General features: G+C 47.5%; 25 protein-coding genes. 24 read left to right on the top strand and 1 reads right to left on the bottom strand.

All coding sequences use genetic code 11. The features are described 5' to 3' along the window. Window positions 1-9: 9 nt before the first annotated feature. The 23 genes from BLS69_RS30720 (at window position 10) to BLS69_RS30830 (ending at window position 24,047) form a co-directional block, all read left to right on the top strand. Window positions 10-762 (top strand): VWA domain-containing protein, encoded by a 753-nt coding sequence (locus tag BLS69_RS30720; RefSeq protein ID WP_091039116.1) that lies wholly within the window; start codon window positions 10-12, stop codon window positions 760-762. Next, on the top strand, window positions 746-1,693 hold the full coding sequence (locus BLS69_RS30725) for a serine/threonine protein kinase (RefSeq protein ID WP_091018319.1): 948 nt from the start codon (window positions 746-748) through the stop codon (window positions 1,691-1,693). The genes BLS69_RS30720 and BLS69_RS30725 overlap by 17 nt, the downstream gene beginning before the upstream one ends. 44 nt (window positions 1,694-1,737) lie before the next feature. Continuing rightward, entirely contained in the window at window positions 1,738-3,177 is a 1,440-nt protein-coding gene (gene tilS / locus BLS69_RS30730; protein ID WP_091039118.1) for a tRNA lysidine(34) synthetase TilS, read from the top strand. A 52-nt stretch (window positions 3,178-3,229) separates the two neighbouring features. Then, window positions 3,230-3,769, top strand: a complete 540-nt coding sequence (gene hpt / locus BLS69_RS30735; protein ID WP_017691352.1) for a hypoxanthine phosphoribosyltransferase — start codon at window positions 3,230-3,232, stop codon at window positions 3,767-3,769. A gap of 100 nt (window positions 3,770-3,869) precedes the next feature. Then, window positions 3,870-5,915: an ATP-dependent zinc metalloprotease FtsH gene (gene ftsH, locus BLS69_RS30740; protein ID WP_091039119.1), complete on the top strand. Its 2,046-nt coding sequence runs from the start codon at window positions 3,870-3,872 to the stop codon at window positions 5,913-5,915. 299 nt (window positions 5,916-6,214) lie between these two features. Beyond that, on the top strand, window positions 6,215-7,153 hold the full coding sequence (gene nadA / locus BLS69_RS30745) for a quinolinate synthase NadA (protein ID WP_091039121.1): 939 nt from the start codon (window positions 6,215-6,217) through the stop codon (window positions 7,151-7,153). Window positions 7,154-7,188: 35 nt separating this feature from the next. Continuing rightward, window positions 7,189-8,823, top strand: coding sequence for an L-aspartate oxidase (nadB, locus tag BLS69_RS30750; RefSeq protein ID WP_091039122.1), 1,635 nt, complete (start codon window positions 7,189-7,191; stop codon window positions 8,821-8,823). Continuing rightward, window positions 8,820-9,686 carry a carboxylating nicotinate-nucleotide diphosphorylase gene (nadC, locus tag BLS69_RS30755; RefSeq protein ID WP_091039124.1) on the top strand — a complete coding sequence of 289 codons (867 nt, stop codon included), beginning with the start codon at window positions 8,820-8,822 and terminating at the stop codon, window positions 9,684-9,686. Before nadB ends, nadC begins: the two co-directional genes overlap by 4 nt. Window positions 9,687-9,692: 6 nt before the next feature. Beyond that, on the top strand, window positions 9,693-10,463 hold the full coding sequence (locus tag BLS69_RS30760; protein ID WP_026081372.1) for a type III pantothenate kinase: 771 nt from the start codon (window positions 9,693-9,695) through the stop codon (window positions 10,461-10,463). Between the two features lie 73 nt (window positions 10,464-10,536). Beyond that, window positions 10,537-11,457: an Hsp33 family molecular chaperone HslO gene (gene hslO, locus BLS69_RS30765; RefSeq protein WP_091039125.1), complete on the top strand. Its 921-nt coding sequence runs from the start codon at window positions 10,537-10,539 to the stop codon at window positions 11,455-11,457. 23 nt (window positions 11,458-11,480) lie between these two features. Next, entirely contained in the window at window positions 11,481-12,431 is a 951-nt protein-coding gene (locus BLS69_RS30770) for a peptidyl-prolyl cis-trans isomerase (RefSeq protein ID WP_091039127.1), read from the top strand. 345 nt (window positions 12,432-12,776) lie between these two features. Next, window positions 12,777-13,715: a cysteine synthase A gene (gene cysK / locus BLS69_RS30775; protein ID WP_036668448.1), complete on the top strand. Its 939-nt coding sequence runs from the start codon at window positions 12,777-12,779 to the stop codon at window positions 13,713-13,715. Window positions 13,716-13,855: 140 nt separating this feature from the next. Continuing rightward, the gene (locus BLS69_RS30780) at window positions 13,856-15,469 is read left to right on the top strand and encodes an anthranilate synthase component I family protein (protein WP_091039129.1); all 1,614 of its coding nucleotides are present in this window, start codon (window positions 13,856-13,858) and stop codon (window positions 15,467-15,469) included. A 50-nt stretch (window positions 15,470-15,519) separates the two neighbouring features. Further along, window positions 15,520-16,095, top strand: a complete 576-nt coding sequence (gene pabA, locus BLS69_RS30785; RefSeq protein ID WP_036606106.1) for an aminodeoxychorismate/anthranilate synthase component II — start codon at window positions 15,520-15,522, stop codon at window positions 16,093-16,095. Window position 16,096: 1 nt separating this feature from the next. Continuing rightward, the gene (locus BLS69_RS30790; protein ID WP_091039130.1) at window positions 16,097-16,981 is read left to right on the top strand and encodes an aminotransferase class IV; all 885 of its coding nucleotides are present in this window, start codon (window positions 16,097-16,099) and stop codon (window positions 16,979-16,981) included. Continuing rightward, window positions 16,978-17,841, top strand: a complete 864-nt coding sequence (gene folP, locus BLS69_RS30795) for a dihydropteroate synthase (RefSeq protein ID WP_091039133.1) — start codon at window positions 16,978-16,980, stop codon at window positions 17,839-17,841. The genes BLS69_RS30790 and folP overlap by 4 nt, the downstream gene beginning before the upstream one ends. A gap of 117 nt (window positions 17,842-17,958) precedes the next feature. Continuing rightward, window positions 17,959-18,321 carry a dihydroneopterin aldolase gene (gene folB / locus BLS69_RS30800; RefSeq protein ID WP_062838071.1) on the top strand — a complete coding sequence of 121 codons (363 nt, stop codon included), beginning with the start codon at window positions 17,959-17,961 and terminating at the stop codon, window positions 18,319-18,321. A 9-nt stretch (window positions 18,322-18,330) separates the two neighbouring features. Beyond that, on the top strand, window positions 18,331-18,879 hold the full coding sequence (folK, locus tag BLS69_RS30805; RefSeq protein ID WP_091039135.1) for a 2-amino-4-hydroxy-6-hydroxymethyldihydropteridine diphosphokinase: 549 nt from the start codon (window positions 18,331-18,333) through the stop codon (window positions 18,877-18,879). Then, the gene (locus BLS69_RS30810) at window positions 18,840-19,034 is read left to right on the top strand and encodes a helix-turn-helix domain-containing protein (RefSeq protein ID WP_339242857.1); all 195 of its coding nucleotides are present in this window, start codon (window positions 18,840-18,842) and stop codon (window positions 19,032-19,034) included. The genes folK and BLS69_RS30810 overlap by 40 nt, the downstream gene beginning before the upstream one ends. Window positions 19,035-19,131: 97 nt before the next feature. Continuing rightward, window positions 19,132-20,151, top strand: a complete 1,020-nt coding sequence (gene dusB / locus BLS69_RS30815; protein WP_091039137.1) for a tRNA dihydrouridine synthase DusB — start codon at window positions 19,132-19,134, stop codon at window positions 20,149-20,151. 246 nt (window positions 20,152-20,397) lie between these two features. Next, window positions 20,398-20,877 carry a transcription elongation factor GreA gene (gene greA, locus BLS69_RS30820; protein ID WP_076216743.1) on the top strand — a complete coding sequence of 160 codons (480 nt, stop codon included), beginning with the start codon at window positions 20,398-20,400 and terminating at the stop codon, window positions 20,875-20,877. Window positions 20,878-20,993: 116 nt separating this feature from the next. Then, window positions 20,994-22,505, top strand: a complete 1,512-nt coding sequence (gene lysS, locus BLS69_RS30825) for a lysine--tRNA ligase (RefSeq protein ID WP_047844500.1) — start codon at window positions 20,994-20,996, stop codon at window positions 22,503-22,505. A gap of 204 nt (window positions 22,506-22,709) precedes the next feature. Continuing rightward, window positions 22,710-24,047 (top strand): TrkH family potassium uptake protein, encoded by a 1,338-nt coding sequence (locus BLS69_RS30830; RefSeq protein ID WP_091039139.1) that lies wholly within the window; start codon window positions 22,710-22,712, stop codon window positions 24,045-24,047. 85 nt (window positions 24,048-24,132) lie between these two features. Here BLS69_RS30830 and BLS69_RS30835 read toward each other — a convergent pair whose 3' ends face one another. Next, window positions 24,133-24,723 (bottom strand): TetR/AcrR family transcriptional regulator, encoded by a 591-nt coding sequence (locus BLS69_RS30835; protein WP_091039141.1) that lies wholly within the window; start codon window positions 24,721-24,723, stop codon window positions 24,133-24,135. Between the two features lie 87 nt (window positions 24,724-24,810). Here BLS69_RS30835 and BLS69_RS30840 point away from each other — a divergent pair, with 87 nt between their 5' ends. Continuing rightward, window positions 24,811-25,362 carry a hypothetical protein gene (locus BLS69_RS30840; protein ID WP_091039144.1) on the top strand — a complete coding sequence of 184 codons (552 nt, stop codon included), beginning with the start codon at window positions 24,811-24,813 and terminating at the stop codon, window positions 25,360-25,362. Window positions 25,363-25,855: the final 493 nt, after the last annotated feature.

Raw genomic sequence — 25,855 nt, forward strand, 5'->3', positions numbered from 1 at the left:
GGATATCGGATGAAGCAAATCTTATTGATCACCGACGGTTGTTCCAATGTAGGACCAAGTCCGGTGCTGGCAGCGGCCGAAGCACAGGAAGAGGGGATTACGGTAAATGTGGTTGGCGTGATTGATTATGGAACCATTGGTGAGTTGGGTAGTCGGGAGATTGAGGATATTGCCAGAGCCGGAGGTGGAATCAGCCAAATTGTAGGTACACGGCAGCTTGCCCATACCATGCAGATGATGACAAGGAAAACGGTGGTTCAGACTATTCAGCAGGCGGTTAATAGAGAGTTAACACAAATTTTGGGAGAGAAGGAGCCCAAAACGGTAACCGATCTGGAGCCTGCACAACGCGCCCGGGTCGTGGAAGTGATGGATGATATGGCTGAAACTACAGCCTTACAGGTTATATTGCTAATAGACGTCAGTGCCAGCATGAAGCCCAAACTGGCTGCGGTAGAAGAAGGCATTCGTGATTTAATGTTGAGTTTGCAGGCGCGTATAGGTCAGAGCAAGCTTTCCGTATTTCATTTTCCGGGACGACACAGTGGAGAAGATGCGGTAATGGATATTGACTGGACAACGGATCTGGGCCGTGTCCGGTCCTTGTTTGGAAGGTTGCAGATGAAGGGTGCAACGCCGACAGGTCCTGCAATTCAGAAGGTGATTGATTTTTACCGTTATGGTACACTGGAGAAACAGCAGGAAATAGAAGGGAACTATCGCATTGAAAGAGAAGGGATGCTCGGTGACAACGTTGTCTGACGCCTCTTTCCCGCCAGGAACAGTGGTTACAGGGAAATGGAATCGCAGTCGTTACACGATTCGGAAGCTACTGGGCAAAGGAGCTAATGGCATCGTTTTTCTTGTCCAACGGGGTGAAAATGGCAAACACTACGCGCTAAAAATGGGATTTGATCCGGTTGATCTGCAATCGGAAGTCAATGTGCTCAAATCTTTTCAACTACAGCGTAATCATGAGGCCCTTCGGCAGAGCGGCATTCCTTCCTATCTTAAAGATGTGGATGATTATGCCGTTCGTGGCCGGGATATTCCCTTTTATGTGATGCGTTACGTTAGAGGTGAGGCACTTCATCACTTCATTCGGCGTCAGGGGACAGACTGGACACTTCTGGTGGGACTTAGACTCTTGCAGAAGCTGGCACAATTACATCAGGCGGGATGGGTGTTTGGTGATCTCAAACCTCAGAATGTGTTGGTATCCGACTATGGGCAGGTGGAATTGATCGACTACGGCGGAGTTACGTCTATTGGTCGAAGCGTCAAACAGTTCACTGAATGGTATGATCGGGGCTTCTGGAATGCAGGCAGCCGTACGGCAGATGGTACCTATGATGTATTTGCATTTGCATTATTGTTGATTCATGTACTTGAAGCAGACGCGCTCAAGGCACTGGCAGCCGAAGGATTACCGCAACTGCGAAGTGTGAATCAGCTCGTAGCGCTGGTGGAGCGCAGTGAACGACTGGGTCCTTTTCGCAATTGGACGAATCAGGCTTTACGAGGTCAGTTTCGTGATGCAGGTCATGCGGCACAAGGGTGGAAGGAAATGATGGCACGCCCCACGCCTCTCCGCCGTCGTTCCAAAAGTACAACACCGCGCTGGCTCAAGAACGCATTTGCTGTATCTGTGATATTACTTATTGGAGTGCTCATCTATGCACTACTTTTTTGATCTGTGAGAGTGCATATACATAACGCAAGGAATGAGGAACAGGTATGGAGGCTTTACGCTGGAACATGCTGGTGAAGAACGTGCTGGATGCAGCGGAAGAGCATCAGTTATGGGTTCCCGGGGATCGGATTGTCGTCGCAGTATCGGGCGGGCCGGACTCGGTAGCTTTTTTGCATATCATGCACGAGATCAGCATGCGGCATGTCCCGCTTGAATTAATCTGTGCCCATGTACATCATGGTTTCCGGACCGAATCTGATGACGAAGCGGAGAAAATGATGGAACTGGCACAGCAGCTTGGTATTACATTTGAATGGACCAAGGCCGATGTACCTTCATATATGGAGCTGACGGGTCAAGGACCGCAGGAAGCAGCTCGCAACAAGCGATATGCCTTTTTGCACGAAGTGGCTTCCAAATATAATGCGGCAAGCATCGCTTTGGCACATCATGCGGATGATCAGGCGGAGACGGTCATGCTTCATTTGCTTCGTGGAACCGGCTTGTCGGGACTCTCAGGGATGAAGTTTAAAAGACGAGAAAAAAATGTGGAACTTATTCGTCCATGCCTTCGTATAAACAAGACAGACCTTGTAGAAGCTTGTAATACCCAGGGTTTTATGTATTTCAATGATGAGAGCAACGCCCTGCGTAAATATCGGCGTAATGCCATTCGCTTGGATGTGCTTCCTTTTTTGGGGCAGTATAATGGACAACTCACGCCGTCATTGAATCGGCTTGCCGAAATTGTGGGTGATGAAGACGATTTCATGGAGCAGAGTGCATATGACACATACAGGTGTCTAGTGCAGGTGAACGGCGGAAGGCAAACCTTTGAGGTGCCTTCCTTCTTGAAGTTACATGTCGCTTTACAACGAAGGTTGATTAAACTAATATTGAATTATCTGCCTTTGGACAGTGATTTTGTCGACTTTACCCGTATAGAAACCATTCGACGCAAGGTCATGGAGACCCATGTGACGACCTGGAGCCTGGATATAGGACAGACACTCGCCTGCACTCGGGAGTATAATCTGATTTCTTTTGGCATACGGACGGACGTACAGGATCAATCTTACGAGTATCGTCTTGCGCAATGGAGTGGAACTTATGAGCTTTCACTCACCCCAATTAACCGGCATATTCGGTTGATGACGGTGAGTCCCGAGGACTATCATGTACCGGAATCGGCGGATCAAGCCGCGTTTGATGCGGATCAACTGCTTATGCCGCTGGTTGTGCGTTCACGGTTACCTGGAGATACCATGAAAGTGATGGGATTAAACGGAAGCAAAAAGGTGAAAAATATTTTCATCGATGAGAAAATCCCCCCATCTGTCCGTCCACGTATTCCTGTGGTATGTGATGGAGCAGGTCATATCATCTGGTTACCGGGTGTTCGACGGTCCAATGTGGCTCCTGTCAGGGAGGGCACTTCCGCAATCCTGTACATGACTGTAGGCGATTCAGCGATTCAGGGGTAGTGGTTATGGTTCAGGTAAGGCTTTCATAGTATAACTTAGGAGGTTCGCACAGTTGCAGAACGACATTCAGGAAGTATTGATCAGTGAAGAAGAAATTCAGAGTAAAGTCAAGGAATTAGGCGCAACACTAAGTGCCGAATATGCAAATCGCAATCCTTTGGTCATTTGTGTGCTCAAGGGTGCGTTTATATTTATGGCTGATTTGGTTAAAAACATAACGGTACCTGTTGAAATGGATTTTATGGCGGTATCCAGTTACGGCGCTTCCACCAAGTCATCAGGTGTTGTCAAAATCATTAAGGATCTGGATGTATCCGTTGAAGGACGGGAAGTTCTGATTGTCGAAGATATTATCGACAGCGGACTTACACTCAGCTATCTGATTGAACTGCTAGAAAACCGCGGTGCCGAGTCGGTGCGTGTGGTTACGCTGTTCGACAAGCCTTCAGGTCGTAAAGTTGAGTTGGAAGCTCATTACACAGGCTTTGACATTCCTGACGCGTTCATCGTTGGTTACGGTTTGGATTTTGCGGAGAAGTACCGGAACCTGCCCTATATCGGGATTTTGAAGCCGGAAGTCTATAGTAGCTAATATCCTGCCCGACCCAAGCCTTGAGCTGTTCTTGGCTTCTGTTGAGAAGCCATGTCGGGCTATGTTAAAATAATTAAAGTGTCTCGAGAGGAGGTAGGGGATGAATCGGTTCATCCGGAATTCTGGTTTTTATTTGATTCTTTTTTTAGTTGTGGTGGGGATAGTCCAGTTCGTCAGCAATGGCGGCGAAGCCACCGATAATCCTAGATATGATCAGTTGCGTGCAGCGATCAAAGCCAACAATGTCTCTGAATTGACGGTTCAATTCAACGGTCAAACGTATCTCGTGACCGGTCAATACAAGAAGGCACCTGATGGCGCCAAATCAGAAAATTTCTCAACGTATATTCCTCCTACGGATGAGGCAATTAGTGAGCTTGTAGCTGCAAGTGAAACTAACAATTTCCAATATCATCAGGAGCCAATGAAAGGTGACAGCATCTGGTTGACGTTGCTGACTTCCTTTATTCCTTTGATCATTATGTTCCTGCTGTTCTTCTTCCTGTTTAATCAGGCTCAAGGCGGCGGCGGTAAAGTAATGAACTTTGGTAAAAGCCGTGCTCGTCTCTACAATGAAGAGAAGAAGCGGGTTACATTTGAAGATGTTGCGGGTGCTGACGAAGAGAAACAGGAACTTGTTGAGGTTGTAGACTTCCTCAAGGACCCTCGTAAATTCGCAGCAGTAGGTGCACGGATTCCTAAGGGCGTATTGCTCGTAGGTCCTCCAGGTACCGGTAAAACGTTGCTCGCTCGTGCCGTAGCCGGTGAAGCGGGTGTACCATTCTTCAGTATTTCAGGTTCCGACTTCGTTGAGATGTTTGTCGGTGTCGGTGCATCACGTGTACGTGATTTGTTTGAAAATGCGAAGAAAAATGCGCCATGTATCATCTTTATCGATGAGATTGATGCTGTAGGACGTCAGCGTGGTGCTGGTCTTGGTGGTGGTCACGATGAGCGTGAGCAAACACTCAACCAGTTGCTCGTTGAAATGGACGGTTTCGGAGCTAACGAAGGTATTATCATCGTAGCTGCAACGAACCGTGCAGATATTTTGGACCCTGCCTTGCTGCGTCCAGGACGTTTTGACCGTCAAATTACGGTTGACCGCCCTGATGTAAGAGGTCGTGAAGCTGTCCTGAAAGTACATTCCCGTAATAAACCACTGACCAAAGATGTGAAGATGGATATTATCGCGAAGCGTACAACAGGTTTCTCTGGTGCGGATTTGGAGAATCTCTTGAACGAAGCGGCATTGCTTGCAGCGCGTCGTAATCGTAAAGATATTTCCATGAAGGAAGTTGACGAAGCGATTGACCGTGTTATCGTTGGTACGGAGAAGAAAAGCCGTGTCATCAGTGATCGCGAGAAACGAATCGTTGCTTATCACGAAGCAGGTCATACCATTGTAGGATACTTCCTCGAACATGCTGATATGGTACATAAAGTGACCATTATTCCGCGCGGACGTGCGGGTGGATATGTAATCATGTTGCCAAAAGAAGACCGTATGCTGGTTACCAAGCAGGAATTGCTGGATAAAGTAACCGGACTTCTCGGGGGTCGTGTAGCTGAAGAATTGTTCATCGGAGAAATTGGTACTGGTGCATACAGTGACTTCCAGCAAGCGACAGGTATTGTTCGCAGCATGGTTATGGAATACGGTATGAGTGAGAAATTGGGACCTATGCAATTCGGAAGTTCACAAGGACAGGTATTCCTTGGTCGGGATATCGGTCATGAACAGAATTACTCGGATTCCATTGCTTACGAGATTGATCAGGAAATGCAACGCTTTATCAATGACTGTTATGAGAAGTGTAAAGACTTGCTTGTTAAACATTCAAAAGAGATGCACCTGATCGCTCAAACTTTGCTTGAGGTAGAGACTTTGGAAATGGATCAGATCAAGCAATTGATCGAAACAGGTTCTTTGACTCCAAAAGCAGAGAATGACAATGATGGTGAAGGCACACCAACTGAAGGCGGAGAGCCAATCATCGACAACATCGGAGATGTGCGTGTCCGTATTCAAGGTAAAGATGAAACGCCTGAGCCACCAGCCGGAGATATTCCAAACGAAGCTCCGAATCTGGAAAAGGGTAATAACAATAACCCGGATGATGGCGGAACTAAGCCAACGTCTTAATGCATAATACATCTGGCTAGGATAGCAGGTAAAATCAAGAGAGCCCTCGGGGCTCTCTTTTTTTATCCATTATTTTAAAAGAGGATAGATAAAGATAAACGGGAGTTAGATGGCGAACCAGTTAGCAAACAGGTGGTTACAGCACTGTTCCGGGCCTTTTTCATTTATTGACAGAGTCGTGAACGTTGTGTAAATTAGTTGTTAAACCGCTTGTGATTCGTTTCTCAAGCGAAGATAACGACTTAGGTTAGCCCACGAAACAGCGCATGACGCTGTCCCGATAAAGGAGAGGATCACAGGTGGAAGCTCTGGCTTTAGAGCGCAAGGCTGAGATGAACCGCGAGTTGCGTGCGCGGCTTATGGAGTTGAAGAAGGAACGTAATGCCATTATTCTTGCCCATTATTATCAACGTGACGAAGTACAGGAGGTTGCTGACTTCCGTGGAGATTCGTTTCTTTTAGCCCAGAAGGCAGCACAAACAGATGCGGATGTGATTGTTTTCTGTGGTGTTCATTTTATGGGTGAAAGCGCTAAAATTCTTGCGCCAAATAAAACAGTTATTATCCCGGACGAACGTGCGGGCTGCCCAATGGCAGATATGGTGAATGTGGATGGACTACGCAAATTGAAAGCACAACATCCTAATGCCAAGGTGGTTACGTATATCAATTCCTCGGCTGAGATCAAAGCAGAGACTGACATCTGTTGTACATCGGCGAACGCAGTCCGGGTTATTCAATCGGTGGATTCCGACGAAATTATCTGGGTACCGGATAAAAACCTGGGACATTATGTGCAGCAGCATACAGACAAGAAAATGATTATCTGGGAAGGTTATTGCAACACTCACGATATGCTTACAGTCAAAGATGTGGTGGAGATGAGAGCCAAGCATCCGAATGCAGAGTTTGTTGTCCATCCAGAGTGTCGCCCTGAGGTTGTAGAAATGGGTGATTTTGTAGGCAGCACAACAGCTATTCTGGAGTATTGCAAAAATTCATCAGCGAAGGAATTTATCGTAGGTACCGAAGATGGTACAGGATATCAGCTTCGTCTGGATAGTCCGGATAAACAGTTTCACTTTGCTACCAAGTTCCTCGTATGTCCCAACATGAAGGTGAACAACTTGAAGAAACTGGTGAAATGCCTGGAAACGATGAAGCCGCAAATCTACGTGCCACCGGCCGTTGCCGACAAAGCCAGAGAATCACTAGAGCGCATGTTGTTGGTAAAGTAGGATGCGCTACTCTTGCTCCAAGACAGGTGAATAACATGATACCGCAATATTTAGTTGATTTTGATCTGTCTGCGCTACCCATGGTAGAGACGGATGTACTGGTTATAGGCTCAGGGATTGCTGGTTTGTTTACTGCCATTAAGGCAAGTGAACAACAACGTGTGTTAATGATCACGAAGAAGTCATTACTTGAAAGTAACACCAGATATGCGCAGGGGGGCATCGCTGCGGTTATTGCTGAGGATGATTCACCTGCTTACCACTTGCAGGATACACTTGTAGCAGGAGCGGGCTTATGCCGCTCCGAAGCGGTAGAGGCATTGGTGAATGAGGGTCCGGACGGAGTGAAGGAACTGATTCGTTTGGGTACTTTATTTGATCTGGAGAACGGCGAGTTGGCGTTGACGCAGGAAGGTGCGCATAGCCACCGCCGTATTTTGCATGCCAACGGAGATGCAACAGGATATGAGATTGTACGTGCGCTTGCGGTCGAAGTGAATGAACATCCCGGAATTGAAGTATGGGATGAGCATTTTGTTATTGACCTGATTACAGATCGAGGGGAATGCATTGGCGCTCTGGTTCAGAAGGATGACGGATCGCAAGTGTTCGTGAAGGCACAGGCCACTGTGCTCTGCTCTGGTGGGGCAGGACAACTGTACCGATACACGACGAATCCGGATGTAGCTACTGCCGATGGTGTAGCCATGGCCTATCGGGCTGGGGCTATTGTTCGTGACATGGAATTTATCCAATTCCACCCCACCTCTCTTTGTTACCCGGGGGCCCCGCGTTTCCTTGTGTCAGAAGCCGTACGCGGCGAAGGGGCATATTTGCGCAATGTGAAGGGCGAGCGCTTTATGGATCGTTATCATGCCCAGCTTGAACTGGCCCCACGCGATATCGTGGCACGAGCGATTGTTAGTGAGATGGAGTCCACCAACAGTACCTTTGTGTACTTGGACATTACGCATGAACAACCAGAGATGATCAAGCATCGGTTCCCTACCATATATGAGACTTGTATGCGTTATGGATTGGACATGACAACGGACTGGATTCCCGTTGCACCTGCTGCCCATTACATGATGGGTGGAGTGAAAACGGATCTTAGTGGAGAGAGCAGCATCTCCCGGTTATTTGCTTGTGGTGAGGTGTCTTCTACAGGAGTGCACGGAGCTAATCGCCTGGCAAGTAACTCTTTATCAGAAGCGATTGTATTTGGGCGGAGAATTGTTGATCGTATTCAATCTCTTCCTCCGCTTGGTTTATTACAAGTAAGAGGGGCTGCGCCTTCATCTGTAGAGATGAATAACAAGATCAATAAGATCACGGAAGAGCAAAAGCCGGTATCCGAAAGACGTTTACGACTACAGAAAATGATGGTTCGTCAGGTAGGCTTGCGCCGGAATGGTGAGGATCTGCAGAAGGCCATGGACAAGCTGCAACAGGAATTGCAATTTTTTGATCAGACTCTCACCCATAAGGAAGAGCTGGAGTATGCCAACCTTCTGACCTGTGCCTGGTTAGTTACCAGCGGAGCATTACACCGCGAGGAGAGTCGGGGGGCTCACTATCGTGAGGATTTCCCGGCGCGTGATGATATCGTGTGGCAGAAGCATAGTCTGCAGCAGCGAGAACAAGCGATTGTGGAGGAATTGATGTCATGATACTGAATGGATATAATGAAGGGCTTATCGAATCAATCAAAAACTGGCTTCGTGAAGATGTTGGTGCAGGTGACGTTACAACAAGTGTGACGATCCCAGCAGGCAACCAATCCAAGGCCATTATACACGCCAAAGACAATGGTGTTATTGCAGGCATGACCGTAGCTGAACTTGTATTTCAGGTCGTTGATCCTGATCTTGTATTTACACCGAAGGTAACAGACGGAGACAAGGTTACCCATGGCACGATTTTGGCCGAGGTAGAGGGAAGTACACATTCTCTGCTTACGGGGGAACGATTGGCACTTAACTTGCTGCAACGTATGTCCGGAATAGCTACGCGTACGCGTGCCTACGTGGATGTGCTGGATGGTCTTGAGACCAGGCTTGTGGATACACGTAAGACAACGCCTGGCCACCGATTACTTGAGAAATATGCAGTGCGCGTGGGTGGCGGAGCGAATCATCGATTTGGACTGTACGATGCCGTTATGATTAAGGATAACCACATCAAGGGTGCAGGCGGAATCACCGAGGCGGTACAGCGTGCGCGAACCGTTATCCCACATACGATGACGATTGAAGTGGAGACTGAAAATCTAGAGCAGGTGAGAGAAGCCTTGCAAGCCGGGGCAGATATCATTATGCTGGATAACATGCATCCAGAGCGGATGCGTGAAGCAGTTGAGCTTATTCGTGAACAGGCTCCTCATGTGAAGGTTGAAGCATCCGGTAACGTGTCCCTCCAGACCATTCGTGGTATTGCAGAGAGTGGTGTGGATGTAATTTCGGTTGGCAGGTTAACCTATTCCTTTGAGAGCCTGGATATTAGTCTGGATTTAAATGAAAAGAAAGAGGGGTGAACCTCTTTGATTCTAGTTGTAGACGTGGGGAACAGCAATATGGTGCTCGGCGTATATCAAGGCCGGGAATTGCTGCACCACTTTCGTCTGAGTACATCACGTCAGTCAACAGTGGATGAATACGGCGTATTGATTTATAATTTATTTCATATGTCCGGCATCAGGGCAAGTGACATCGAAGGTGTCATCATCTCATCTGTGGTTCCGCCACTGGTGAATGTAATCGAAGCGATGTGTGAGAAGTATGTAGGCAAAAAAGCTTTGCTTGTCGGGCCTGGTATCAAAACTGGCTTGAACCTGCGATATGAGAACCCTCGTGAAGTGGGTGCAGATCGTATTGTTAATGCAGTGGCAGCCGTTGAGAAGTATGGCGGCCCTCTCGTCGTGGTCGATTTTGGTACCGCAACGACCTTTGACTGTATTGACGAGAAAGGCCACTACCTGGGGGGCGCTATTGTACCTGGCATTCAGATCGCCACTGAAGCGCTCTATGAGCGGGCATCCAAGTTGCCTCGTATAGAGTTGGAGAAACCTAAAAAGGTCATTGGCCGTAATACTATTCATGCCATGCAAGCGGGTATTATATTTGGCTATGCAGGCCAGGTTGATGGTATTGTAGAACGTATTCGCGAGGAGATGGGAGCGAAGCCCCGAGTTATCGCGACGGGTGGTCTCGCTACACTTATCGCAGAAGAAACCCGTAGTATAGAGGAAGTTGATCCGCTGCTTACGCTTGAAGGGCTGCGTATTATATATGAGCGGAACCGGGAAAGGTGAGCATAGAGACGGCATACAGCGGGCTGAGATTACAGCTTAAGTGTTGTGCCGTTTTTTCTGTGTTACTACTATTATGGCGATACGCCAAAGGAGGCTGAATGACTTGGAAAACAACAACAAGCATGACCGGTTAATTCGTGGTACAGCAATGAATGGAAAGGTAAGAGCCTTTGCTATCCAGACTACGGAACTGGTTGAGGAACTACGCAGAAGACACGATACGTTTCCCACGGCTACAGCTGCCATGGGGCGTACGGTTACAACAGCAGCCATTATGGGTGCAATGCTCAAAGGTGAAGAGAAGTTAACGGTACAAGTCAACGGTGATGGCCCTATTGGACAGATTGTAGCTGATGCCAATGCCAAAGGCGAAGTACGAGGATATGTTTCTAATCCGCATGTACATTTGCCAAGCAATAGTGTGGGAAAACTGGACGTTGCAGGCGCGGTTGGAACGGAAGGTTTCATCAATATAACGAAGGATCTGGGACTGAAAGAACCATATCGTGGCAGTGTGCCTATTATTTCAGGAGAACTGGGCGAAGACTTTACGTACTACTTTGCTCAATCGGAGCAAACACCTTCTGCTGTAGGCGTTGGTGTGCTCGTTGACACGGATAATTCCGTTATTGTCGCAGGCGGATTCATTATGCAGCTGTTGCCGGGATTGACAGATCCAGAGATCACGGCGATCGAAAACGCCATTAGTACGTTGCCGCCAGTGACCACGTTGCTGGAGCAGGGGCTTGAATTGGAAGAGTTGCTTCGCCGATTGTTGCCAGATGTACAAGTGATGGAAGGATTGGATATTCATTTTAGCTGTGAGTGTTCACGTGAGCGGGTAGAGAAGACACTAATCAGCCTGGGCCAAACGGAGATGGAGCAATTAATTGAAGAAGAGGGCCGAGCTGAAGTGGTCTGCCAATTCTGTAATGAAGCCTATGACTTTAACAAAGAACAACTTGAGACCATCCTAGAGCAAGCCAAGAACTGATCTATGCGGGGACGGGATGCGGAATGACAAGACAGGAAAAAGGGTTGTGGACGGCTGTAATTGTCTTGACGCTAGGCATGCTGGTCATGGGTACAGTGATGGCTATGCATGGTCTCAGACAGGGCAAAGACGAGGCAGATGCATCCCATGATGCCAATACGGAAGAAGGAAGCACCGTAGCCACGATCAACGGAGAAGTTATCACGGACAAAGAGTGGACCGATGCGCTGAAAAGACGTTATGGCAGTGAGTTATTACTCCAGATGTTAAACCGCAAAGCGGTATATGCCGAAGCAATTGAACGCAAGCTGATCGTCACTCCCCAAGAGATTGCAAGAGAACTAGCGGCCGCGATGGATGGGTACGATTCAGAGAAATCATATTTTGACGAAATGAAGTCCCAGTTGGGTCTGTCCAAACAGGAACTTGAATTGGAAGCCGGCTACAGGCTGCTGCTTGAGAAAATCGCAACGATTGGCATACAGATCAAGGATGCAGATATTGAGCATTACTGGACTGAACACCGTGAGGATTACGTCTCCCCCGAGAAATATGACTTGTCCATCATCGTAGTGGAGGAAGAAGAGGAAGCCGATTCCTTACTGGATGCGTTGGAGAAGGGGGAAGACTTTGAAGAAGCTGCTCGCAAACAATCAACAGACAGCTTCTCTCGTGATGCTGGTGGGAGGCTGGGATGGATTGAGCGGAATGATCCATTCCAGTCAGAAGAAGTCCTTCAACTTGCTGCCGGGCTGGATGTAGGCGATATTGCCGGACCGGTTCGAGTGGAAGAAGGCTATGTTATTATCAGACTTAATGATAAAGAAGAACGCCAGGTGCAGTCGGCCGAAGAGGTCCGTGAGGAGATTCGAATGCAACTGGCTCTGAGTCAGGCTGATCCGTTGCCGCAGGTAGAGCAAATGCTGCGTAACAAGTATGAAGCCGTAATCCTGTCCGAGATTCCTGCCTCCTGAATTCAATGGAGAAGATTGTCTCGTACTGCTGCATCTTGATAAAAATACTCTGTCTGCGGTCTTAGGGCCAAAGGCAGAGTATTTTTTTTGAGTACTCATATTGACAATAAGGGTTAACGTTGATAAGATGAAAATAATAAATACCTACTCGTTTACTCGGATATAAATGATTAACTTATGAACAAAGAAACTTTCGGAAACCTCCGCCCTGTCTAGAAATCTTAGCAGTAAGGGATAGGATCAACAGGATTTCCGCAGTTCTTCTATAACAGCTAGAGGCTACCGGCCGCACAGTATAGGTTAACAGGACTCAAGTTTTATTCATCCACTAAGGAGGGCATTCATATGGCTAAAGTAGTTAATAACGTAACAGAACTCATCGGAGGTACTCCGCTTGTTCGTCTGAACCGTATCGTACCAGAAGGCAGTGCTGAAGTATTCGTGAAGCTGGAGTACCAGAATCCAGGTTCAAGCGTGAAAGACCGTATCGCAATTAGCATTGTGGAAGAAGCGGAAAAAGAAGGCAAGCTGAAACCGGGTGATACCATTATCGAAGCAACAAGTGGTAACACGGGAATTGGACTCGCGATGGTGGCTGCAGCCAAAGGCTACAAGTCCGTTATTGTAATGCCTGAGACGATGAGCTTGGAGCGTCGTAACTTGCTTCGTGCGTATGGTGCCGAGCTTGTGCTTACCCCTGGAGCTGAAGGTATGAATGGTGCTGTTAAAAAAGCCGAAGAACTGCTCAAGGAAAATCCATCTTATTTCATGGCTGAGCAATTTAAAAATAAAGCCAACGTGAAGATCCACCGTGAAACGACTGGCCCTGAGATTGTTGAAGCAATTCAATCTGTGGGTGGTACGTTGGATGCTTTCGTTGCGGGAATTGGTACAGGCGGAACAATTACAGGTACAGGCGAAGTGCTGAAAGAAGCTTTCGCTGGTATTAAAATTGTTGCGGTTGAGCCAGCAGCTTCGCCAATTCTGGCGGGCGGCAAACCAGGACCACATAAGATCCAGGGGATTGGTGCCAACTTTATCCCTGAGATTCTGGATCAGGAAATCTATGATGAGATCATTCACATTGAGAATGATGATGCATTCGAGACGGCTCGTCAGGTAGCGAAGGAAGAGGGCATTCTGTCCGGTATTTCTTCCGGTGCTGCGATCCGTGCAGGTCTTCAGGTTGCGAAACAGTTGGGTGAAGGCAAGCGCGTTGTCGTAATTGTGCCAAGTAACGGCGAACGTTACCTCAGCACACCTCTTTACAACTTCGAAGGCTAAGTCTACAAATAACCAAACCAATCCTCCTTGCCCGTATGACGGGTATGGAGGATTTTTGGCGTAATGCTTTTAAAAGGGGCGGCGCTTTAGTATACTATCAGACAATAGAACTAGCGACAGATGGAGGGCGGCACACCGCAATGACACACCTGATGACAACATACGCCGACTGGATGGAGTGGGCTGAACAAGGCTGGACCATGATGCCCTATATCACGAAGTCGGATGAGGGACCGTATCATGGCGGGTTACCGTTATCGTGGGAGGCAGCCTGGCAGCAGGCGTCACCCTACGCAATTGTGCTGGAGAATGGCAAAGGCGGGAGATATACATTTCTGGGGTTAGACCCCGTATCCGTTATTTCCGGCAAGGGTCAAGAAGCGGTTATTCATGATGTGACGCAAGGAACCACCTCGACGGACAGCGGCAAGCCGCTTGATGTATTGAAGAGATGGACTGCCCCGTATCGTGCACCCAAGGTTATTGGGGCTCCAGACTTTGGGGGTGGATACGCAGGTTATCTCAGCTACGATGTAGCAAGATCATTGGAGAAGCTTCCAGCTTTGGCTGAGGATAACCCGGCTCTGCCGGATTATTGGTGGATGCGCTTTGAAGAAATATGGGCGTATGACCATGAGCAGCAGGCACTTTTCTGCATAGTTCATCTGGCTATAGAGCCTAACCGGAACGAAACGGATATCCGTAGTCTATATTCAGCGGCAGAAGCACGAGCGACAGCGATGCAGAAACGTTGGCTTCATATTATGGGGGCTGCACAGGCTGAGGAACAACAACAGGCACTGGAACGCCGCAACAAGCAGGTCAATCGTACCCCGCAGCCTGAAGATGCTGAAAGGGAATTGGAAGGATGGGAAACCTCCTTTCCCCAGGAGGACTTTGAACAAGCTGTGCGTACGGTACAGGAATATATCAGGCAGGGCGATGTGTTCCAGGTGAATCTGTCCTTAAGACAGGAGAAGCGGCTTGATTCGAGCGCTGAGCATATTTATGAATGGCTGCGCCTTGTGAATCCATCACCGTATATGGGAATGCTGCGTAGTCCAGAGTTTCAACTGGTAAGCGGATCTCCCGAGCTTCTGGTCAAAGTGGAGAATGGCAAAGTCAGTGCACGTCCCATCGCAGGGACCCGAAGAAGGGGCCGGGATGAAGCAGAGGATAAAGCTATGGCGGATGAACTGCTCAGCAGTGAGAAGGAACGGGCGGAGCATATTATGCTCGTTGATCTGGAACGTAATGATATCGGACGGATTGCAGCCTACGGTTCGGTTCATGTGCCTGAATTGATGACCATCGAGAAGTATTCCCATGTCATGCATCTCGTTTCCCAGGTGGAAGGCAGGCTGGCAGAAGGGTTATCCGTATTTGATGTGATCGCTGCGACATTCCCGGGTGGAACGATTACAGGAGCTCCGAAAGTCCGCACCATGGAGATTATCGAGGAACTTGAGCCTGTGCGGCGTGGGCCTTATACGGGTTCCATCGGGTGGATGGATTACAGTGGGAATATGGAATTGAACATCGTCATTCGTACACTTGCCATTAAGGACGGTATTGGTTATGTACAGGCCGGGGCAGGGATTGTTATTGATTCCGATCCATATCGGGAATACAAGGAATGCCGCAACAAGGCAAGAGCCATGATGAGAGCTGTGAATTACAGCGAAGAGGCGGAAGCAAGCAGAGCTATTGAACAAGAACAAGCGGAGCGAACAGAAGTTGTTAATCTAAAATAAAACGAAGCAACCGTCACTTGCATTGACGGAAGATGAGGAGGAGCAGGCATATGATACTGGTTATCGATAATTACGATTCTTTCACGTATAACCTGGTTCAATATCTGGGTGAACTGGGCGAGACGGTGGAAGTTCGCCGCAACGACGAGATTGATCTGGCAGGCATAGAGGCACTGGCACCTGATCATATTCTGATCTCTCCGGGCCCGTGTACACCGAATGAAGCGGGCATTAGTCTGGCGGTCATTGATCATTTCAAGGGAAGCATTCCGATCTTTGGTGTGTGCCTGGGGCATCAGTCCATTGGACAAGCGTTTGGTGGCAATGTCATTCGTGCGGAGCGCATGATGCACGGCAAAACATCCGAGATGCACCACAACGGGACATCGGTCTTTGCCGGATTGCCATCTCCATTCACAGCTACCCGTTACCACTCCCTGATTGTCGAGCGTAGCAGCTTGCCTGACTGCCTGGAGATTACAGCGGAGACAGCTGAAGGTGAGATTATGGGTTTGCGCCACAAAGAATATGCGATTGAAGGGGTTCAGTTCCACCCGGAATCCATTATTACAGACCACGGACATCAGATGCTTCGTAACTTTTTGTCCCAACAAGTGAAGGTTTAACATGCAATATGCCGCGATAAACGGAGAGTTGGTCAATATGGCGGCGGCCGTGGTTCCTGTAACGGATCACGGCTTTTTGTACGGACTGGGACTGTTTGAGACGTTCCGGACGTATCAAGGTGTCCCATATCTTTTGGAACGGCATTTGGAGCGAATGTCTTCGGGGTGTAAGGAACTTGGCATTCCTTTTACAACGACCGTGGCAGAGGTGACAGATTGGATTGAACGTCTGATGCATGCGAACGGACTTCAGGATGCGTATGTACGTTATACGGTATCAGCCGGTAAAGCACCGCTAGGCTTACCTTCTGGTGACTATTCGAAGCCAAATCATATTATACTGGCAAAAGCATTACCTGAACCTTCTCCCTCTTTATATGAGAGCGGCAAAATGCTTCAACGGTTGTCTACGCCACGCAACACACCCGAAGGAGAAGTGCGGTTCAAGTCACTGCATTACATGAACAGCATTCTGGCGAAACGTGAGCTGAACGGGTACGGGCAGTATGTGCAGGGTGCAGAAGGGCTACAATTAACCCGTGATGGTCATATAGCGGAAGGGATCGTCAGCAATATATTTTGGGTACGGGAAAATGTACTCTACACGCCAGCACTCTCAACCGGCATTCTGCCGGGTATCACGAGAGCTGTGGTACTTGAGATCGCCACGCAGCAAGGAATTCCCTGCATAGAAACGTTAGCGGCTTGGGAGGATCTCCTGCAAGCCGATGAAATATTTCTAACAGGCTCGGTTGCCGAACTGGTTCCGGTTACAACTCTGCGCGATCAGGAGGGAGCCGAAACAATAATCAGCAACGGACATATAGGCCCGGTTACAGCAGTCCTTCTGGGTATGTACCGGCAGAAAGCGGGGTATACTTCATGACACTTACACCTGTCATCTATGAACGGAACTATGCATGGGGGCCAGCTGAATTGAAGCTGGGTACAAGAACACAGATTATGGGCATTCTTAACGTCACGCCTGACTCATTCTCGGACGGCGGACGTTACACCAACGTGGAGCGGGCAGTTGCCCATGCCAAACAGATGATGGAGGATGGGGCGGACCTGATTGATATCGGCGGAGAGTCTACCCGGCCAGGTTCAGATGTCGTGGGCGCCGATGAAGAGCTCAGCAGGATTATTCCGGTTATTAAAGCATTGCATCAGCAAGCCCCGCATATTCCAATATCGGTAGACACGTATAAGGCCGATGTTGCACGTCAGGCTATTCTGGCAGGTGCCCATATCATTAATGATGTGTGGGGTGCCAAGGCAGATCCAGATATGGCCCGCACGGTAGCAGAGCTAGGGTGTCCCATCATTTTGATGCATAATCGGCAGGATCGGAATTACATTGATTATCTGAGTGATGTCATGAGCGATTTGCAGGAGAGTATACAAATTACGCTGGGAGCCGGCGTGAAAGCAGAGCAAATTATCCTGGACCCGGGTATTGGTTTTGTGAAGGATATCGGAGAAAATCTGAAGCTCATGTCATCGCTCGGTTTGCTCAATGAAATGGGATATCCCGTTCTGCTAGCCACCTCACGTAAAAGATTCATCCAGAACACCCTGGATGTTGGTGCGGATGATGCGCTGGAAGGAACGGCTGCGACCGTTGCATTTGGCATTGCCCAAGGCTGCCAGATGGTTCGGGTTCATGATGTGAAGCCGATTCGGCGGACGGCAGACATGTGTGATGCCATGTTATATGCTTCTCCGGGTCTACGGAAGAAATAATATTGGCGGGTCCCTGGTGACCGTCCAGTGGAAGCGCAGCGGTTTTAAAAGGCAAAGCAAAAAGATATCTTTAAAATAGAGAACTATTTCAATATATATAGAGGGCAGGCGGATCGTATGGATAGAATGGTATTGCATCGTATGGAGTATTACGGATATCATGGCGTTTTTGCAGAAGAACGGAAGCTTGGGCAGCGGTACTATATTGATCTGGAGATTGATATGGATCTGAGTGAAGCTGGACGTAACGATGATCTAACCAAAACAATCAATTATGCAGAGATCCATGAGTTGGTAAAGCAGATTGTTGAAAATAAATCATTCCAGTTAATTGAAGCCTTGGGCGAACATATTGCATCTTCTTTACTAGACACTTATACTATTATCAATGCATTGACAGTCAAGGTGACGAAGCCACATCCGCCATTCGATATTCATTTTGAGGGCGTAACGGTAGAGCTTCGCCGCACAAGAAAGTGAGAACCGATCATGATTGCACATTCGACCTCTGAATCTTCAGAGGCTTATATTGCTTTAGGGGCCAATTTGGGTGACCGGGAACAGACGCTGTTTGAAGCATTGTCTTTGCTGGATGAACACCCTCATATATCCGTTCTGCGTTGTTCTGCACTATATGAGACGGAGCCTGTAGGATATGTAGATCAGCCTGCGTTTCTGAATATGGCAGTCGCTGTACAGGTGATGCTGACACCGGAGCAGTTGCTCACGGAATTACTGGATATCGAGAACCGACTTGGACGTGTTCGTGATATTCGCTGGGGACCGCGCACCGTTGATCTGGATCTGCTCTGGATGCACGGTGAGACGCGAGATACCGAATTGCTTCAATTGCCTCATCCCCGTATGGGAGAACGGGCTTTTGTACTGGTGCCACTGTCGGATATCGTACCAGAGGGCGAGATTTCAGGTTTGTATACCTTTGTACACTCATCGTTGTCTGTACTGGATGGAAAGGATGGAATACAGCTTTGGAAAACATGCAATTGGCCAATCGAATCCGGGCATTCCGGAAGCTGAAAGGTTTAACACAACATGAACTTGCGGCCGAGACCGGCATCTCGCTGGCCATTCTGGGAACCATTGAACGGGGAAACCGTAAGGTATCACAGCAAGAGCTCGATCGAATTGCTGGTGTGCTGGCAATCAGTATCGAGGAGTTGCAGGGCAACTAGAACCGTTTAGGTTTCGTCATGTTACAACAACCAAGACACCGATCGAAATTTATATCGTTGATTTATACAGAATTAAAAAAGGAGTGGAACGACTACCGTGCTTAACATTGGTGGCATTGAAATGAAAAACCAGGTCGTACTTGCGCCGATGGCTGGCGTATGTAATCCGGCTTTTCGTTTGATCGCAAAAGAATTCGGAACAGGCCTCGTATGCGCGGAGATGGTGAGTGGCAAAGCCATTGTCCATGGCAACCAGCGTACACGTGAGATGTTGTTTGTAGATGAGCGTGAGAAACCGCTGAGCCTTCAGATTTTTGGGGGAGATCGTGATTCCCTTGTAGAAGCAGCCAAAATCGTGGACCAAGAAACCAATGCAGACATCATCGACATTAACATGGGATGCCCTGTGCCAAAGGTAACGAAATGTGATGCAGGTGCACGTTGGTTGCTTGATCCGAACAAGATCTATGAGATGGTATCCGCTGTAGTAGATGCGGTTGAGAAGCCGGTGACGGTTAAGATGCGTATTGGCTGGGATAACGAGCATATCTTCGCGGTTGAGAATGCGCTCGCGGTTGAACGTGCGGGCGGACAGGCGGTAAGCGTGCACGGCCGTACGCGTGAGCAACTCTATACAGGCACGGCTGACTGGTCGCACATCAAAGATGTAAAAGAGGCTGTCTCTATTCCGGTGATCGGCAATGGTGATGTCCATACACCAGAGGATGCACGCCGTATGCTGGATGAAACGGGTTGTGACGGAGTGATGATTGGTCGTGCTGCCCTGGGTAACCCCTGGATGCTGTATCGTACCATTCAATACTTAAGCACGGGGGAATTGCTTCCTGACCCGAATGGCGAAGAGAAGATCCGTGTTGCCATCCTGCACATGGATCGCCTGATCGCACTGAAGAATGAGACGGTTGCTGTACGCGAGATGCGTAAACACCTGGCTTGGTATCTGAAAGGCTTGAAAGGATCTGCTCGCATCAAGGACGTTATTATGGAAGGTACCAAGCGTGATGAGATGGTACAGATTCTGGAGAACTTTGTGAGTCAGCTGAAAAGCGAAGGCAATTTGGAGTCAGAACCGGTAATCGCCGGAAGTGCATCGTAATTAAGACTGTAAAACGTTTACAGCTATAGAGGACGTAACATTGACTTTTCGAGATCGTTCCCCTATACTTTCACAGTATAAATTCGCCATGTGCGTTAATTAAAGGCTAGTCATCAGGAGGAATATTCTATTTCTCTGGAGAACTTCATATAGTTTTGAAGATGTATGCGGGCGGAGCTATGTAATTGGCACTGATTCCGTTGCCGTACAATCCAAATTATTCCCATGACAGGAGAATCGGTTGAGATGAGCGACAAGGAAGTTATCCTTACACCAGAGGGACTTAAGAAGCTGGAAGAAGAACTGGAAACATTGAAATCAGTGAAGCGCCGCGAAGTGGCTGAACGGATTAAGGTAGCCATCGGGTATGGAGATATCAGTGAGAACTCTGAATACGAAGATGCCAAGAACGAACAGGCTTTCATTGAAGGTCGTATTATTACTTTGGAGAAAATGCTTCGGAACGCACGCATTATTAACAGTGATGAGATTGACACCGATGTCGTGAGTGTAGGTGCAACAGTTACTGTGGAAGATTTGGAATTCGGTGATATCACAGAATATACAATTGTAGGTTCTGCTGAATCTAACCCGCTTCAGAACAAGATTTCAAACGAAAGCCCTGTTGGTAAAGCGATCCTGGGCAAGAAAAATGGTACAGTTGTTGATGTAAGTGTGCCTGCTGGCGTAATTCAATATAAAATTGTAGATATTAAAAAGCTATAGTAACGAAGCAGTTGGGCACGGTAAACAAAAGCTTCCCTAGGGAAGCTTTTTCAACATTTGAGGAAGAGTGTCCTCACGGGATGCCTGCAATGTAAATAAGGAGATGAATACAGATCATGACGGATGAAGTCTTGAATCAGGAAACCGAACTTAGCGAGCTTTTACAAATTCGCCGTGACAAATTGGACGAGCTCCGCAAATTGGGAATCGACCCTTTTGGCCAAAAATACGTACGTACCGAAGAAGCCGGCTCCATTCTGAAGAAGTATGAAGAACTGACCAAGGAAGAGCTGGAAGAGAAGCACATCGAAGTCAGTATTGCCGGACGGATTATGGCGAAGCGGGGAATGGGTAAAGCAAGCTTCGCACATATTCAGGACCTGAGCGGCAGAATCCAGATCTATGTTCGTCAGGATAGCGTGCCTGAAGACAAGTATGCGGCATTTAGCCTGCTGGACCTTGGCGATATCGTTGGGGTAACAGGCGTGATCTTTAAGACCAAAACAGGTGAAACTTCTGTCAAAGTGAAAGATCTTGAAGTGCTGTCCAAATCGCTCTATCCGCTTCCGGATAAATTCCATGGTCTCACCGACGTAGAGCTGCGTTACCGCCAGCGTTATGTTGACCTGATTATGAGCCCGGATGTACAACAAACCTTTATCGCACGTTCCAAAATCATTCAATCGATGCGCCGTTACCTGGATTCCCTTGGATATCTGGAAGTGGAAACACCTACGTTGCATACGATCGCAGGAGGAGCTGCAGCACGTCCGTTTATTACGCATCACAATGCGCTGGATATGGAACTGTACATGCGAATCGCGATTGAACTTCACCTGAAACGTCTGATTGTTGGCGGACTGGAGAAGGTATATGAGATCGGCCGTGTATATCGGAATGAAGGTATGTCCACACGTCACAATCCGGAGTTCACAATGATTGAATTGTATGAGGCATATGCCGACTACAAAGATATTATGCAATTGACAGAGAACCTGGTTGCTCATATTGCACAGGAAGTACTGGGTACGCAAGTGATCCAGTATGGAGATTATGAAGTAGATCTTACACCGCAGTGGCGCCGTGTTACGATGGTGGATGCAGTTAAGGAAGTTGTGGGCGTAGACTTCTCCGTACACATGACGGATGAGGAAGCACACAACTTGGCGAAGGAACATAAGGTTCCGGTTGAAAAACATATGACATTTGGTCATATTCTGAACGCGTTCTTTGAAGAGTTTGTGGAAGAGACGTTGATTCAGCCGACATTCATTATGGGACATCCTCTTGAAATCTCACCACTGGCGAAGAAAAATGATGTAGATCCGCGCTTCACGGATCGCTTCGAATTGTTCATCGTTGGACGCGAACATGCCAATGCCTTCACAGAGCTGAATGATCCAATCGATCAGCGTCAGCGCTTTGAAGCACAGATGCTGGAGAAAGAACATGGGAACGACGAAGCTCATGAGATGGATGACGACTTCATCCGTGCGCTCGAATATGGTATGCCACCAACAGGCGGATTGGGAATCGGGGTTGATCGTCTGATCATGCTGCTTACCAACTCCCCGTCGATTCGTGACGTACTGCTCTTCCCGCACATGCGTCCTCGTACGCAAGATTAAATAAGGAACGTAGGATACGTTCATAATAGAAGAGGAACCTGCCGTTCAGTATGATGCTGGGGCAAGTTCCTCTTTAGGTTTACATAGACGCGAAAAATAAAGTTTGTCAGAAGGCCCTTGCTCACAGCACACCATTAGGGTAATACCGCGTCTTGAATTTGTTAGATTAACCTGTTCGTATTTTTGTTAAAAGAGGTGCCCTTCATGAAGTTCAGGCTTCACTTTGCCAAATTCTTATCTCCTCCGTTAATTCTGGTCGGTGGTTTTCTGCTTATTATTGCGATTGGAACGGTGCTTCTCATGTTGCCAATCTCCAACCAAAGCGGTAAGCATTTGGCGTTTATTGACGCGCTTTTTACATCAACCTCTGCCGCATGTGTGACTGGACTTGTCGTTGTGGATGTAGGGACGACCTTTAATTTGTTTGGTCAGATCGTCATTATGGTATTAATGCAGCTTGGTGGACTCGGCTTCATGACCATGGCTACCCTCTTTGCGCTTGTATTGGGCAAGCGAATCTCACTCAAGGACAGATTGTTACTCAAAGAAGCCATTAATGCAGACAGTATGGAAGGGATAGTACGCATTATCCGCAAGGTGTTGATTTTCTCCTTTACCATTGAAGGGGTGGCTGCTGTCATACTAGCGCTGCGCTGGGCAACGGAGATGCCATTGGGTCAGGCCGTATACTATGGAATATTCCACTCTGTTTCATTATTTAATAATGGCGGATTTGATCTGTTCGGCAATAGCTTTCAATACTACACCGGAGACTGGATATTCAACCTGACTGCTTCCGTGCTCGTTATCTCTGGTGGACTAGGTTTTGTTGTATTAAATGATCTGTTTGAGTATCGCAAACGCCGTCGTCTATCCCTACAGTCGAAACTGGTGCTGTCTGTGTCGGGAGCGCTGATTGGTATAGGGGCGATTGTGTTATTTGTTTTCGAATTTACCAACGGACATACGCTGGCTTCACTCACCTGGAGCGAGAAAATCTATGCGTCTTTCTTCCAGTCTGTCTCTACACGTTCGTCTGGGACAAGCACCATCGATATTACGGAGATGAGGCAGGCTACCCAGTTTTTCTTTATCTTGCTGATGTTTATCGGGGCATCCCCGGGATCGACCGGGGGCGGGATCAAGACAACTACATTCCTGATCATGATTGGTGCAGTGTATGCCATGATTCGGGGAAATAAGGATATCGTGTTTTTCCGCCAACGTGTTCCGAAAGAATTGCTGATGAGGGCGCTGACCATTATTATGGTTTCTCTGATCATATTCATGATCGTGGTGATGCTTCTGCTTACGACAGAGGATGCGCCATTCCTTTCACTGATGTTTGAAGCTGCATCCGCAATTGGTACCGTGGGTCTTTCCGTGGGAGTGACTGATGAGTTGACTAATTGGGGAAAAATCATTATTACCTTTACCATGTTTGTAGGTCGGATTGGGCCATTAACCATCGCGTATGCCCTTCGTCCGCGCAAAGAGAAGAAACTGTATCGTCATCCGGAAGGCCGGATCATTATCGGATAAAAAGAAAAACCGTCAGACATTCAGAACTAACTCCTGTTATCGTAACGGGCCTTAGTCACAACGAATGTGCTGCGGTTTTTTTGGTTTAACGGCACAAGGCGGCAAGATGCAAAGTGAGAACATCGTCCATGAGCTGGGCATTCATCTGATCCGGTCTAAGCACGGTATGTATGCCTAAGCCATCCACCAGTGCATACAATCTCTCGATCTCCAGTTCTTTGTCCAGATCGGGTCTGGAGAGGTCGAGCTTTATCAGGTAGTTGATAACAGAACCTACAGCTTGTCTGAGTTCATCATATACGGTATTAGCAAGTTCTTTGAGTGTAGGATCGGTTTTGGATCTGGCTGTAAAAGCGTACCACACCTCCATTTCGGCCAGTTTTTCTTCTGTGTTTGGTAAGAATTCGAGCAATAGGCATTTCATATTGTCCATGGGAGAGCCGGTAAAGGACATTTTTTGGACTCGATGGGACACCCGTTCAGATACCAAATTCATGGCATATAGTAGTAGTTCGGATTGAGTAGAAAAGTAGTGACGCATTGAGCCAACCGAAACTCCAGCTTCTTCAGCGATATTTCGAACAGAGGCCTGTTCCATGCCATCTTTTCGTATAATACGCCAAGCCGCCTCTGCTACGAGCACGCGCTGTTTATCATGATCAACAATTTTAGGCATAGGTGTATTATATCACTATTGATTATTATAATACATACGTGCTAAATTATATTTAATACATTTGTATCAAAAAAAGGAGAGGCTGAAATGATTGGTTATTTCATTATAGGTTGTGAGATTGCCTTTTGGGTGTTTGTGTTCACGGGTCTGAGTGTCAGGTATCTCCTTGGCATGAAGCGGTTAGGCATCGGTTTGTTAATGGCGACGCCGATTATCGATCTGTTATTGCTTGTTGCTACAGTTATGGATCTACAGCGAGGAGCTACAGCAAGTATAATTCATGGTATAGCTGCGGTGTATATAGGAGTAAGCATTGCTTATGGTCACCAGATGATCGCTTGGGCGGATCGATATTTCCTATATTGGTTCAAGAGTGGGGAGAACCCTCGCAGCAACAAGTTATATGGTAGAGAACATGCGAGTCGTGAGCGTAGTGGATGGTTTAGACATCTATTGGCTTGGGCAATAGGCAGTGCTTTTCTATTAGCCATGATATGGTGGGTTGGAGATGCTGAACGTACAGCTGTCTTCAATAATCTGATCAAAGTGTGGGGAATGATACTCGGAATCGATTTTGTGATAAGCTTTAGTTACAGTTTATGGCCAAGAAAGGTTCCTGCTAGGAATGTTAAACATTAAAGTGAAAATGGACGTGCGTATGAACTTGCTAAGTTGGGAGAGTACCATATGTACGTCTGTATTAGATCAAACCGATTGTTAATATAGTTTCAAAAAAAGACTTGCATTCAAAATCTGTACATGGTATATTCTAATTCCGGCCAAGAAAACACGGTTTACACGGTGCGGCAAGCAAACGAAATAAGCTTCGAAAGAAACTTAAAAAAAGAGCTTGCAAAGTTGGTTCGGATGTGATAAGATATAAAAGTTGCTGAAGAGAACGACATTCGGTAGCGAAACAAGTTTGATCTTTGAAAACTGAACAACGAGTGAGTAAACATTCTGCTTGCAGAATGAACGCAAAAGTTTGAAACAAGCCTTGGCTTGAATCGACTGGAGCACAAATGAGATTTTTAATCTCGTCAGATTCAAAATGAGCTTATCGCTCTTTTCAATACTTTATTGGAGAGTTTGATCCTGGCTCAGGACGAACGCTGGCGGCATGCCTAATACA

The organism is Paenibacillus sp. CF095, assembly GCF_900101225.1.
In the GTDB taxonomy this organism is placed as follows: Bacteria; Bacillota; Bacilli; order Paenibacillales; family Paenibacillaceae; genus Paenibacillus.